The organism is Aliiroseovarius sp. B-4, from assembly GCF_056857795.1.
On sequence record NZ_JBSXNV010000029.1, the window covers coordinates 60,727 to 72,933 of the forward strand.

General features: G+C 59.4%; 13 protein-coding genes and 1 pseudogene. 7 read left to right on the forward strand and 7 right to left on the reverse strand.

Annotation, left to right across the window (positions count from 1 at the left end; all coding sequences use genetic code 11):
• Position 1: 1 nt before the first annotated feature.
• Positions 2–517, reverse strand: a complete 516-nt coding sequence (locus tag AC13C8_RS03530) for a shikimate kinase (RefSeq protein WP_482846466.1) — start codon at positions 515–517, stop codon at positions 2–4.
• A gap of 23 nt (positions 518–540) precedes the next feature.
• On the opposite strand from AC13C8_RS03530, the gene AC13C8_RS03535 reads away from it, so the two are divergent.
• From AC13C8_RS03535 to AC13C8_RS03550, 4 genes are all read left to right on the forward strand, one after another.
• Entirely contained in the window at positions 541–801 is a 261-nt protein-coding gene (locus tag AC13C8_RS03535) for a hypothetical protein (protein WP_482846389.1), read from the forward strand.
• A complete protein-coding gene (locus tag AC13C8_RS03540; RefSeq protein WP_482846390.1) occupies positions 791–2,404 on the forward strand; it encodes a hypothetical protein in 1,614 nt (537 codons plus the stop codon). Before AC13C8_RS03535 ends, AC13C8_RS03540 begins: the two co-directional genes overlap by 11 nt.
• A complete protein-coding gene (locus tag AC13C8_RS03545) occupies positions 2,401–3,339 on the forward strand; it encodes a site-specific tyrosine recombinase XerD (RefSeq protein ID WP_482846391.1) in 939 nt (312 codons plus the stop codon). The genes AC13C8_RS03540 and AC13C8_RS03545 overlap by 4 nt, the downstream gene beginning before the upstream one ends.
• Before the next feature lie 124 nt (positions 3,340–3,463).
• On the forward strand, positions 3,464–5,413 hold the full coding sequence (locus tag AC13C8_RS03550; RefSeq protein WP_482846392.1) for a DEAD/DEAH box helicase: 1,950 nt from the start codon (positions 3,464–3,466) through the stop codon (positions 5,411–5,413).
• 15 nt (positions 5,414–5,428) lie between these two features.
• Here the strand turns inward: AC13C8_RS03550 and AC13C8_RS03555 are convergent, their stop codons facing one another.
• Positions 5,429–5,899 carry a type II toxin-antitoxin system RatA family toxin gene (locus tag AC13C8_RS03555; RefSeq protein WP_091430013.1) on the reverse strand — a complete coding sequence of 157 codons (471 nt, stop codon included), beginning with the start codon at positions 5,897–5,899 and terminating at the stop codon, positions 5,429–5,431.
• A 69-nt stretch (positions 5,900–5,968) separates the two neighbouring features.
• Here AC13C8_RS03555 and hpt point away from each other — a divergent pair, with 69 nt between their 5' ends.
• On the forward strand, positions 5,969–6,514 hold the full coding sequence (gene hpt, locus AC13C8_RS03560) for a hypoxanthine phosphoribosyltransferase (protein WP_091430012.1): 546 nt from the start codon (positions 5,969–5,971) through the stop codon (positions 6,512–6,514).
• A 189-nt stretch (positions 6,515–6,703) separates the two neighbouring features.
• Here the strand turns inward: hpt and lipA are convergent, their stop codons facing one another.
• Positions 6,704–7,654 carry a lipoyl synthase gene (gene lipA / locus AC13C8_RS03565; RefSeq protein ID WP_482846393.1) on the reverse strand — a complete coding sequence of 317 codons (951 nt, stop codon included), beginning with the start codon at positions 7,652–7,654 and terminating at the stop codon, positions 6,704–6,706.
• Positions 7,655–7,905: 251 nt separating this feature from the next.
• Here lipA and AC13C8_RS03570 point away from each other — a divergent pair, with 251 nt between their 5' ends.
• Positions 7,906–8,451: a redoxin family protein gene (locus tag AC13C8_RS03570; protein WP_482846394.1), complete on the forward strand. Its 546-nt coding sequence runs from the start codon at positions 7,906–7,908 to the stop codon at positions 8,449–8,451.
• Between the two features lie 244 nt (positions 8,452–8,695).
• Here AC13C8_RS03570 and AC13C8_RS03575 read toward each other — a convergent pair.
• The 4 genes and pseudogenes from AC13C8_RS03575 to AC13C8_RS03590 form a co-directional block, all read right to left on the reverse strand.
• Positions 8,696–8,986, reverse strand: a pseudogene (locus AC13C8_RS03575) (4a-hydroxytetrahydrobiopterin dehydratase); the annotation flags it as partial.
• A 90-nt stretch (positions 8,987–9,076) separates the two neighbouring features.
• Positions 9,077–9,601, reverse strand: coding sequence for a gamma carbonic anhydrase family protein (locus AC13C8_RS03580; protein WP_482846395.1), 525 nt, complete (start codon positions 9,599–9,601; stop codon positions 9,077–9,079).
• The gene (gmk, locus tag AC13C8_RS03585) at positions 9,598–10,242 is read right to left on the reverse strand and encodes a guanylate kinase (RefSeq protein ID WP_091430003.1); all 645 of its coding nucleotides are present in this window, start codon (positions 10,240–10,242) and stop codon (positions 9,598–9,600) included. The genes AC13C8_RS03580 and gmk overlap by 4 nt, the downstream gene beginning before the upstream one ends.
• Positions 10,243–10,246: 4 nt before the next feature.
• Complete coding sequence (locus tag AC13C8_RS03590) at positions 10,247–11,140, reverse strand: YicC/YloC family endoribonuclease (RefSeq protein WP_482846396.1); 894 nt, start codon at positions 11,138–11,140, stop codon at positions 10,247–10,249.
• Between the two features lie 169 nt (positions 11,141–11,309).
• Between AC13C8_RS03590 and AC13C8_RS03595 the strand changes: the two genes are divergently transcribed.
• A complete protein-coding gene (locus AC13C8_RS03595; RefSeq protein WP_091430000.1) occupies positions 11,310–12,185 on the forward strand; it encodes a PAS domain-containing protein in 876 nt (291 codons plus the stop codon).
• Positions 12,186–12,207 lie beyond the last annotated feature (22 nt).

Consider the following 12,207-nt stretch of genomic DNA (forward strand, 5'->3'; position numbering starts at 1 on the left):
ATCAGGTCTCCTCAAGCACATCGGGTCGGCTCAGCAACGCCCTCACCACCGCATCCGCCATATCGGCAATCGTGAAATCACGCTGTGCCTCGACCGACAGATCAGCCAGTGCATAAACGGGAACGCGGGTGTCATAGATTTGGGTCAGAGTAGCCTTTGGGTCTGCGGTGCGCAGCAAAGGGCGGGTGTCTTTGTGTTTGACCCGTGCCCACAGCAAATCCAGATCGGCATTCAGCCAGACCGCCACACCGCGATCCGAGATCATTTTCCGGTTCTGTTCGGACATGAATGCGCCACCACCCGTGGACAGCACCGCGCGTTCCGTGTCCAGAAGGCGGCCAATCACCTCTGATTCGCGCTTGCGAAAGAATTCTTCGCCATCCCGTTCGAAAATCTCTGCGATCGACATGTTGGCAGCCCGGACGATTTCTTCGTCACTGTCCAGAAACGGCACATGCAGACGGTTGGCCACCGCCTGTCCCACTGCGGTCTTGCCCGCACCCATCATGCCCACCATGACGATGGATTTCTTTACCTTGAATGCCAAAACGGCGCCCACTTGCCCAAATTCGGATTTCTTTCCTGAATGGCGTGATCTTACCGGAAATGCCATATATAAAATCAGACAAAATACCACTTGAGGCAGAAAATGGGTGGAAAGACATGCTGATCCGTTTGATCAAGCTTATATTCTTCTTGGCAATCGTTGGCTTTATCGGCCTGACCGGTTACGCATTCTTTGGTGATATGGCACCAAGGACCGCGCCGCAAAGCAGCACTGTGATGCTGAATGGCGGCTGAACGACGACCGGAGCGACGACGAAAACGCGCCGCTTCTCTGAGCGGCGCGCTGTTATGTGCTCTTGGCAGTTTGGCATCACCCACGGCGGCACAGACCCCGCAAGGGGCCGGTCCCCTGTCGGCTATCGACTGGCTGTCGGACAGTATCGCGCTGCCGCCCCCGTCATCGGACAGCGCCATTCTGCCCCCGGCACTGGATGAACCCGCCACAAGCACCGGTGCCTCGGTCGCCGAGGTGACGATGGCGCTGCTGGAAACGCCGGTGCTGGATGCCGTGGGCCTGTTGCCCAGCGTCGTAACGGGCCTTCCGCGCAACCTGTGGGGCCTGTCGCGCCCTGACGACCTTGCGCGCCGCATTGCGGCCCTTGATCTTGACCTGTTGCCCGCGATGCAAAACCTGCTGCAACGAATGATGCTGGCCGAACTTGACCCTCCGAAGGGGGCCAGCGCAGGCGAGGATCGCTTGTTTCTGGCGCGTGTCGACCGGCTCTTGTCCATCGGTGCGCTGGATCAGGCCGAGGCCTTGCTGGCGCGGGCGGGGTCAGTAAATCCACGCGTCTTTCGCCGCGCTTTCGATACGGCGCTTCTGTTGGGCAACGAAGACCTGCAATGCACCACCCTGCGCGCCACGCCCGAGCTTAGCCCGACATTCCCCGCGCGGGTGTTCTGTCTGGCCCGCAGCGGCGATTGGGATGCCGCCGTTCTGACCTTGGAAACCGGGCGGGCGCTGGGGTATATCAGCGATGAAGACGATGCATTGCTGGCGCGGTTTCTGGATCCGGACCTGTTCGAAGACGAACCGGGCCTGCCCCGACCAGATCACCCCTCGCCCCTGACATTCCGCATGTTCGAAGCCATTGGGCTGCATATCAACACCGCATCCCTGCCGCTGGCCTTCGCGCAATCCGACTTGCGCGCAAATATCGGCTGGAAGGCTCGGGCCGAGGCGGGCGAACGATTGGCCCGTGTGGGTGCCGTCACCGAAAACCAGCTATTGGGGCTGTATTCCGAACGCAAGCCCGCAGCGTCCGGCGGCATCTGGGACCGGATGAGCGCGGTGAAGCGCGTCGAAACCGCCCTGGCCGCACAGGATGACGACAAAACGGCGCGCGCGGTTCTGAACCTGTGGCCACACCTGGAAGAAAGCGGTCTGGAAGTCCCCTTTGCGCAGCTGCTCGGCCCCGATCTTGCCACGCGTAATCTGCCGGGAAATGCGGGGGACATTGCGCTGCGACTCGGGCTTCTGTCGGCGCAATATGAACAGGTGGCCGAGGCCGCACAACCAAGCCCAGGCGACGCGCTTGCCCCGATTCTTTTGGGGATCGCCCGCGGTCAAACCGCTGACCTGTCGCCGATTGACGATCGCACCCGCGCGGTGTTGGAGGGGTTCTCGGCCACCGCCCTGCCGGTCCGCCTGCGCTCGCTCGTCGAACAGGATCGACTGGGCGAAGCCATCTTGCGCGCGATCGAGCTGTTCACTGCGGGCAGCAATGGCGATCTGGATGAGCTGACCGATGCGCTGGCCTTTTTCCGACAAGTGGGGCTGGAACAGGTTGCCCGTCAGGCCGCGCTTGAATTCCTGATCCTTGAGAGGCGCGGATGAACGCCGACCACGCCCGCTGGATTTCGACCTTTCTGGACGCACAGGCGGCCGAACTTGACGCGTCCGAGAACACGCTTTTGGCCTATGGGCGCGACCTGAAAGGGTTTGCCGAATTTGCGGACGACAGGGGGATGGGCTTTGCCGACATTGCCCGCGCCGATATCGAGGCTTTCATGGTGGATTGCGACACGATGGGACTGGCCCAATCCACCCGCGCCCGTCGCCTGTCTGCCATCAAGCAATTATATCGGTTTGCCTACGAAGAAGGCTGGCGCAAAGACAACCCGGCAATCAAGATCCGGGGGCCGGGACGGTCGAAATCCCTGCCGAAGATCCTGAGCGAAGATCAGGTTGACGCGCTATTGACCACCGCGCGCGATTACGGTCGCAGCCCGATGGACCAGCAACGGAACACCTGCCTGATGGAATTGATCTATGCGACCGGTATGCGGGTCAGCGAGCTTGTCTCGCTGCCCGTCGCTGCCGCGCGGGGCGAACCACATATGCTGCTGGTCAGGGGCAAGGGTGGCAAGGAACGCATGGTGCCGCTGTCCGCCCCGTCCCGCGATGCGCTGGCCGTCTGGCTTGCGACCCGCGATCAGGCCGAGGAGGAGGCGCGCGCAAAAACCGGCGCGAAGCCGTCGCCATTTTTGTTTCCGTCTGGTGGAAAAAGCGGCCATCTGACCCGGCATCGTTTCTATGGGCTGATCAAAGAAATTGCCGTGGCCGCCGGCGTCGCGCCCTCGGCGGTAACGCCCCATCGCCTGCGCCATGCCTTCGCCACGCATCTGCTGGCCCATGGCGCTGACCTGCGCTCGATCCAAACCCTTCTGGGCCATGCCGACATCTCCACCACCGAAATCTATACCCATGTGTTGGAAGAACGTCTGAAAGACCTTGTTCTGACCCATCACCCGCTATCGGACCCCGACTGACGCGTTATTGCGCTATACATTCGCGGGCGGACAGGCTATCAGCCCGCTTTCGCATCCAATACCGCAGGGCCACAGCACATCATCGCCCATCTTGCCCTGCCCAACAGAACAGAATTGATCGCCCGTGAAACAGCTTATCTCTGACGCGCTTGCCGAGCGCGGATATGACACACTGACACCGGTCCAGACCGCCGTGTCCGACCCCGCGCTGGAAGGCGCGGACCTGCTGGTGTCGGCACAAACCGGATCGGGAAAAACCGTAGGCTTCGGCCTGGCCATCGCACCGGTTCTGTTGGGAGAGGACGATCAGTTCGGACCGGCCGCAAGCCCGCTGGGTCTGGTGATCGCCCCGACGCGCGAACTGGCCATGCAGGTCAAACGCGAGCTGAACTGGCTGTTTGCCAAGACCGGAGCGGTTGTGGCGTCCTGCGTGGGCGGGATGGATATGCGCGATGAACGTCGCGCCTTGGCCCGTGGCGCGCATATCGTCGTCGCCACGCCGGGGCGTTTGCGCGACCACGTCATGCGCGGCTCGATTGATCTGTCAGCATTATGCAGTGTGGTGCTGGACGAGGCAGACGAAATGCTCGATCTGGGTTTCCGCGAAGATCTTGAGTTCATTCTGGACGAAACCCCCGAAGATCGCCAAACCCTGCTGTTCTCCGCAACCGTGCCGAAAAGCATCGCGACCCTTGCCGCGCGTTATCAGAAAGACGCGCAACGTGTAACCACCGTGGCCGAGAAAAGTCAGCACAGCGATATTGAATATCGCGCCATGGCCGTGGCCCCCCGTGATGGTGAAAACGCGATCATCAACGTGCTGCGCTTCTTTGAAGCTCCCAATGCCATCATCTTCTGCAACACCCGTGCGATGGTCAGCAGGTTGGCCACCCGCCTGTCGAACCGTGGCTTTTCCGTCGTGGCTCTGTCTGGTGAGTTGACCCAGAACGAACGGTCAAACGCGCTGCAATCCATGCGCGACGGTCGGGCACGGATCTGTGTGGCAACCGACGTGGCGGCGCGCGGCATCGACCTGCCGAAGCTGGATCTGGTGATTCACGCCGAACTGCCCAACAACCACGAAACCCTCCTGCACCGGTCGGGCCGCACCGGGCGTGCCGGGCGCAAAGGGGTCAGCACGCTGATTGTGCCGCCCGCATCGCGCAAAAAGGCCGAACGCCTCTTGCGCTTTGCCAAGCTGACCGCAGACTGGGGCCCTGCCCCTTCCGCACAAGAGGTTCATGCCGAAGATCAAAAGCGCATTCTGGAAGATGAGGTCTGGACGCAGGAGCCGACCGCGAACGAGGCCGCCTTGGCCGAAGAGCTGGTGGCGAAATTCACCCCCGCTCAATTGGCCACAGCCTATCTTCAGCTTTACCACACGGCCCATGCCGCCCCGGAAGAGCTGTCAGCGACCAACGCCAAACCTGAAGAGCGCAAGCCGTTTGGGCCAAGCGTCTGGTTCACCCTTGCCAAAGGGCGGGAACAGGGGGCCGATCCGCGCCACTTGCTGCCGATGCTGTGCAAGGCGGGCAATATCACCCGCAACGACATCGGGGCCATTCGCATTCAGGACGATAAATCCTATTTCGAGGTGAAGGAGGCTCAGGTCGACGGGTTCCTTTCCACCCTCGGCGCAGGCATGACGATCGAAACATTTGCCGTCGAACGTTTGGACACCCCCCCGGATCTTGGGCGCACCGGCAAACCTGCGCCGCGTGGCAAGCCACGCAAGTTTGACAAGGCGGACCCGAAGCCGCACCGCAAAGGGCCGGTCAAGACTGCCGCGCCGTCCGAACGCAAATCCAACCCCAAGCACAAGTGGAAAGACGACAAGGACGCAGATCGTCCGGTCAAACCCTATGCCAAGTCGAAGGACGAGGATCGGAAACCCCGCAAGGCACCCAAACCTGATGGCGACAAGCCCAAGGGTAAACGCCCGACCGACGGTAAAAAAGGGCCACCCCCGCCGAAAGGTAAAGCGTCCAGCAAGAAAAACAGGGCCCGTGCTGCCGCCAAGGCGATCGCAAAAGCCAAGGGTGGTGACAGCGCACCGAAACGGCGGCAAAGCTGACGAAGAACCGCGCCCCTAGGCGAGCGGGGTCTGGCCTTGTGGGGTGTAAAGCGCTGAGGCGCGCGTCTCGAACGCCGCGACGATCCGGTGCATCGCTTCGTTGAACACAAGCCCGATCACCTTTTGCAAAATCGCGCTCTTGAATTCGAAGTCCACGAAAAACTCTACCTCGCACCCATCCGGATGCGGATGAAATATCCAATGGGATTTCAAATATTTGAAGGGGCCGTCCAAATATTCTGTGTCGATCCGTTGCCCTTCTTTGTCCAACCAGACCCGGCTGGCAAAACGTTCGCGAAACACCTTGAAACTGATCACCAGATCGGCGTCCATCAGGTCGCGCCCGTCCGGCTGAGGCGTGATACGACGCACACGCGCGGCGGAATTCCATGGCAGAAACTCGGGATATCGACCCACATCTGCCACCAGATCATACATCTGTTCGGCCGTATATGGCAGGACGCGTTTTTCACCATGTGTCGGCATGACGACGTTTTCCCTTCTCACTTGCCCGCACATGTCCTAGGAATACGACCGGAAATCAAGGGGGAAGACATGGCACAGCGACCATATGTCATCGACACGATGATCTCGGCCAAGCAGATTGCGGCACGGGTTGAAGAGCTGGCGCAGGAGATCCAAGACGAGTTCAAGGGCACCGACAAGCTGGTGGTCGTGGGGCTGCTGCGCGGATCCTTTGTCTTCATCGCCGATGTTGTCCGGGAATTGGATCTGCCGGTCGAAGTCGATTTTCTGGAGGCTTCGTCCTACGGAGATTCGACTGAAAGCAGCCGTGAAGTGCGCATTCTCAAAGACTTACGCGGCGAGATTTCGGGGCGTGACGTGCTGGTGGTCGAGGATATTGTCGATACTGGCTTCACCCTGAAACATGTCGTTGGACTGTTGAAGGCCAAATCCCCGCGCAAACTGAAGACCATCGCGCTGTTGGACAAACCCTCCCGCCGCGAGGTCGACATCTGCGCCGACTGGATCGGGTTTGACATCCCGGACGAATTCGTGGTGGGCTATGGCATCGACTTCGCACAGCGCGACCGCAATCTGCCGCATATCGGCAAGGTGCGGTTTCTGGATGAAGACTGAACCATGAACCCACGTTGGTTCATGCGCATGTCAAGATGGGCGCGCAACCCACCATCAGCCAAACGGGTAAAGCTGATCTTGGCTGTGGTCGCAATCAGTTTGCTGATTGTAGCAATTGAAAAGATGTTCGGAATGCCGGATTGGATGCAGATTGAACGCGTCCGCTTCAAACCTTAATTCTGTTTTCAATCAACCTCTTGCAAGCTGCTCCTCACGCGCGGTGCGCAGCCGCGCGAAGTCATCACCCGCGTGGTAGGATGATCGCGTCAGCGGGGTCGAAGACACCATCAGGAACCCCTTGCCGTAAGCCGCGGTTTCGTAATCCTTGAACTCATCGGGATGCACGAACCGCTCTACCGCGTGGTGTTTCGGGGTCGGTTGCAGATACTGCCCGATGGTCAGGAAATCAATACTCGCCGCGCGCATATCGTCCATCACCTGCAACACGCCCTGCCGATCTTCGCCAAGCCCCACCATGATGCCGGATTTGGTGAACATCGACGGATCAAGCTCTTTCACCCGCTGCAACAGGCGCAGCGAATGGAAATACCGCGCACCGGGACGCACCTGCGGATAAAGACCGGGCACGGTTTCAAGGTTGTGGTTGAACACGTCCGGCCGCGCCTCGACCACGGTTTCCAGAACGGTCGGGTCGCATTTCAGGAAATCCGGGGTCAGAATCTCGATCGTCGTGTCGGGCGACTGGTGACGAATGGCGCGGATGGTCTGGGCGAAATGGTCTGCCCCACCGTCCTTCAAATCGTCCCGGTCCACCGACGTGATCACGACGTGATTCAGACCCAGCTTTTTCACCGCATGGGCCACGCGGCCCGGCTCAAACGCGTCCAGTTCGTCGGGTCGTCCCGTAGCGACGTTGCAGAAGGTGCAGCCGCGCGTGCAGATATCGCCCATGATCATCATGGTGGCGTGGCCCTGGCTCCAGCATTCGCCCGCATTGGGGCAAGCGGCTTCCTCGCACACCGTGGACAGCTTGTTTTCGCGCATGATCCGGTGCGTTTCGGCATAGCCTTTGCCGCCGGGTGCTTTCACACGGATCCAACTGGGCTTTTTCGGCTGTGCATTGTCCGGGCGATGCGCCTTTTCAGGGTGGCGGCTTTCCGGGATTTTCAGGTCACGCATGGCATTCCTCCGCGCCAAAGTCGGCTGTGTGACATATAACGTTATCCTGCTGACGAGTCACCTTGAAAGCCGCATGGCTGACATGATCCTGGCGCATACCAAGCGCCGCGCCGAATGCATGGCAGTGGTCATCTGTGACCCAATGCTGCACTTGCAAAATCTTCGTTGAGCCCCATCTGGAATCGTTCTAACAACATCACCGACCCAACCCGCGCGATTCCCCGGGCGGGCGACAAGAAAAGGATTTTGACATGCAAACCGGCGTTCGCGTTCCCAACATCACCTTCCGCACCCGTGTCCGTGACGACAGCATCGAAGGCCCCAACCCCTTCCGTTGGCAGGACATGACTTCGGACGATTACTTCAAAGGCAAGCGCGTTGTGCTGTTCTCGCTGCCCGGCGCGTTCACGCCCACCTGCTCGACCTACCAACTGCCCGGCTTTGAAAAAGGTGCCGAAGATTTCCGCGCACAAGGCATCGACGAGATCTATTGCATGTCCGTCAATGACAGCTTCGTCATGAACGCCTGGGCCCGCAACCAGGAGCTTGAGAACGTCAAGGTCATCCCCGACGGTTCGGGCGAGTTCACCCGCGGCATGGGCATGCTGGTCAACAAGGACAACCTTGGCTTCGGTGCCCGCTCGTGGCGCTATGCCGCCGTCATCAACGACGGTGTGGTCGAAGCATGGTTCGAAGAACCCGGTCGCTGCGACAACCACGGCGAAGACCCCTACGGCGAAAGCGCGCCAGAAAACGTGCTGGCTTGGCTGAAAGAGGCGGCCGAGAAAGTTGCGTAAGGCAAATCGAAAATGCCAATTGGGCCGCTGATCTCAGCGGCTCAATTTTTGAACGTGTTCATAGCCTGCCTGCATATCTTCGTTGCGGATCGGTACCGCCGTTCAGAAATGCAAGTGCAGGGCCAATTCAGCTTAGCGCGATCAGCCCCTGAACGCCTTGTTCTCAACGGGGCGCGTCCGGATTACACAGACAGGCAATCGGCTCCGAAAGGTCCGATTGATGGCTTGCAGCGGTCGAAGCGTCCGCAAGTGCGTCCATTTTCTTCGCCAGCTTAATATCCAGATTCGTTAGTCCGTCGGCATCATGTGTCGTCAAGGTGACGTCGACAGTTCGATAGACATTGAGCCATTCTGGGTGATGGTTCCACTTTTCACACCAAATCGCCACGCGGGACATCCAGCCCCAAGCCTCCACAAAATCACGAAAGATATAAACTTTTCGAATTGCATCACGGCCCGAGACCGCTCCCCAACCGACTTCTCCCAATGGGATAAGATGTTCCCGACGCTCTTCGGGTGTCAAAATATCTGCCATTCTCAGCTTTCCTCCATTCAAAAGAGTATAACTTGCCGAACAGCCGGCAGAAACCTGTGTCCACTCGGATGCGAAGAAGATACTGGATACCTACGCACCCAAAGCCTTCAACCCCGTCAAGAACCGCGCCGCGTTCTCCTGATAATGCGCGGCGGACGCCTCCAGCCCTTCGATCGTCGCCGCATCCAGCTCCCGCACCACTTTGCCGGGTGCACCCAGCACCATGGACCCGTCGGGGATCACTTTACCCTCGGTCACCAGCGCCCCTGCCCCGATCAGACAGTTTTTGCCGATCACAGCGCCGTTCATTACGGTGGCGTTCATACCGATCAGGCTGCCGTCACCGATGGTGCAGCCGTGCAGAAGCACTTTGTGGCCGACCGTGACGTTTTCACCGATGGTCAGGGGGAAGCCCATATCCGTGTGAAAGACGCAGTTTTCCTGCACGTTTGTTCCCGCGCCTACGTCGATCAATTCGTTATCGCCGCGCAAGGTGCTGCCGAACCAGACCGAAGCGCGCGCGCCAATCCGCACCTTGCCGATCAGGTTGGCATCCGGCGCGATGAACGCGTCATTGGCGATGTCAGGTGAAACCTCGTCCAATTCGTAGATCATTCACTTCCCTCTTCAAATTCGGCTTGCAACTTACGGACATGGTTCAACAATCCCGGTTGCTGGTTGCGGCGCTGCCGGGTAGCCTCGACAATGGTGATCAGTCTTTGTGCGGTTTCTTCCAGATCATCGTTGATCAGCACATAATCATAGCTGCCCCAATGGCTGATCTCGTCCCAGCTTTTCTGCATCCGCTTGGCGATTGTCGCTGCGTCGTCCTGTCCGCGCCCTTCAAGCCTTGCGCGCAATTCCTTGATCGAGGGCGGCAGGATGAAGATCGATAGCGAATGCGAGGCAAGGGACGAATTGCGGATCTGCACCTCGCCCTGCCAGTCCACGTCGAACAGAACGTCACGTCCCGTTTCGATTGCCTTGCGCACGGGTTCAGACGGCGAGCCGTAGAAATTGCCAAAGACGTGGGCGTGTTCAAGCATTTCGCCCTGAATGACCATGTCCTTGAACTTGGGTTCGTCCACGAAGTGATAGTGCTGCCCGTCCACCTCGCCCTCGCGCGGCGCGCGGGTGGTAGCCGAGACCGAGAAGCTGAGCGTCGGATCCCAGTCCATCAGCCGCCGCGCCAAAGTGGATTTGCCCGCGCCGGAGGGCGAAGACAGGATGATAAGAAGGCCGCGCCTGTCGGACATATCGTTACTCCACGTTCTGAACCTGTTCGCGCATCTGATCGATGACATGCTTCAGGTCAAGGCCAATGGCGGTCAGATCCTTGAATTGTGCCTTGGAACACAAGGTGTTGGCCTCGCGGTTGAATTCCTGCATCAGAAAGTCGAGCTTGCGGCCCACGGGCTGATCCGAAGCCAGATGCCCGCGTGCGGCGTCGATATGGGCGTTCAGCCGGTCGATTTCCTCGCGCACATCGGTTTTCACGGCCAATATGGCAAGTTCTTGCGCAACGCGATCAGGGTCGGCCCCGTCGGTATTGGCCATCACGCGTGACAGGGCGTCTTGCAACCCGGTGACTTGGGCATCCTGACGGGCGGCCATCACGGCCTCGGCCGCCGCGACAAGCCGGGCCACCTCGTCTAGCTGATCTGACAAAACCTGGACCAACGCCGCACCTTCTTGTGCCCGCGACGCAAGAAGCTGATCCACCAGCGCGGGAATGTCTTCTGTCAATCTGGCCAGCAAGGGCGCCGTGTCGTCATCTGTCATGGCGCGTTGTTCCAAAACGCCACGCATTCCAGCAATATCAGTGGGTTGCACCGGCGCGACCCGCAAACCGCGCGCTTCGGCTTCGGCGGCAATAGCGGTCAACTGGGTCAACACGCGCGTCAGTTCGTCGGGGTTGATCGATTGCGATCCCGCCTCGTCCCGACGGGTGATTTTCAGGCTGACCGAGACGCTGCCCCGCGCCACTGCCGCCTTCAGGCTTTTGCGAAGAACCTCCTCCAGGCCACCCAACCAATCGGGCACCCGAATTTTGATATCCAACCCGCGCGCGTTTACCGACCGCAGGTCCCAAACCCAGTTGTACCGGGCATCCTCGGTCGCAGTGCTGGCAAAGCCCGTCATGGATTGTGGCATGTAGAATTAACCATTTGCTAAGTTTTTATGCCAATTTCGAATGGAATGTGACATATTAAGACATCGGTAAGGATTATCCTTCCAATCGTTAACAAACGGTCACAATTTGAACAAGCTCGCTGGTTATCACCAAATTTATTAAAATCGTTTCAAACCCTGGGACGCGAAGATGAAAATTGAGTATCTTAAAGATGGTAATGTTGTCACGCTGGCGTCAGCCCGGCGGACGATCAAATTTCCTGCCATCGCACAGATTGAAGCTTACTGGCACGCACTGCGGAATGGTCGTCTGATGCCCGCACGCGGTGACGTGGACCCTCGCGGTCTTGGAAAAAACCTGACATATGCAATGATACTGGAACGCATCGCGCCGGGCCATGCCCGCATCCGTTTGGCGGGTCAGCATGTCAGTGATGTTCTGTCGATGGAAGTGCGCGGCATGCCTCTAAGCGCGTTGTTTACACCCGACGCCCGACACGAGATGCAAGAAGCGCTGGAAAGCGTGTTCACGACACCCGCCGAAGTCAGTCTGACATTGCGCAGCGAATCCAATCTGTTTCACAAGAAATTGGACGCGCAATTGATCCTGCTTCCCCTGAAAGACATCCACGGCAATGTCACGCGCGTTCTTGGCGGGTTTCAGGTCGATGGAAAACTTGGCCGTGGACCGCAACGGTTCACAATTCGCAGCTTGGACATCCGTCCATTGACGGTGGCACAGACGCCTGAGCACAAAAGTTGCGATGCGGCGCGGCGGCAAAAGCGCGACATTGCCCGACCAGGTTACTGGGACATCCGTGGCGCGCCAACTTCCCGATCGTCGGGATCGGACAAGCCGGATGTGACGCGCGTCGATATCCGGCCGACGCAGGCTGGACAAAATCGCAAAGGCGAAGGTCATATCATGCGCCCATCGGATACCAGCGGCATCCCGGTGCCGGGCATGGCTGAACTTGCGGCAAGTTTCCATGGAGCCTCGCAGCCCTTGCGCATGAACGCGCCGGCACGGCCCGGTGGCCATCTGCGGCTTGTCAAACAGGACTGAACAACCGCACCCCGCCGCGCGG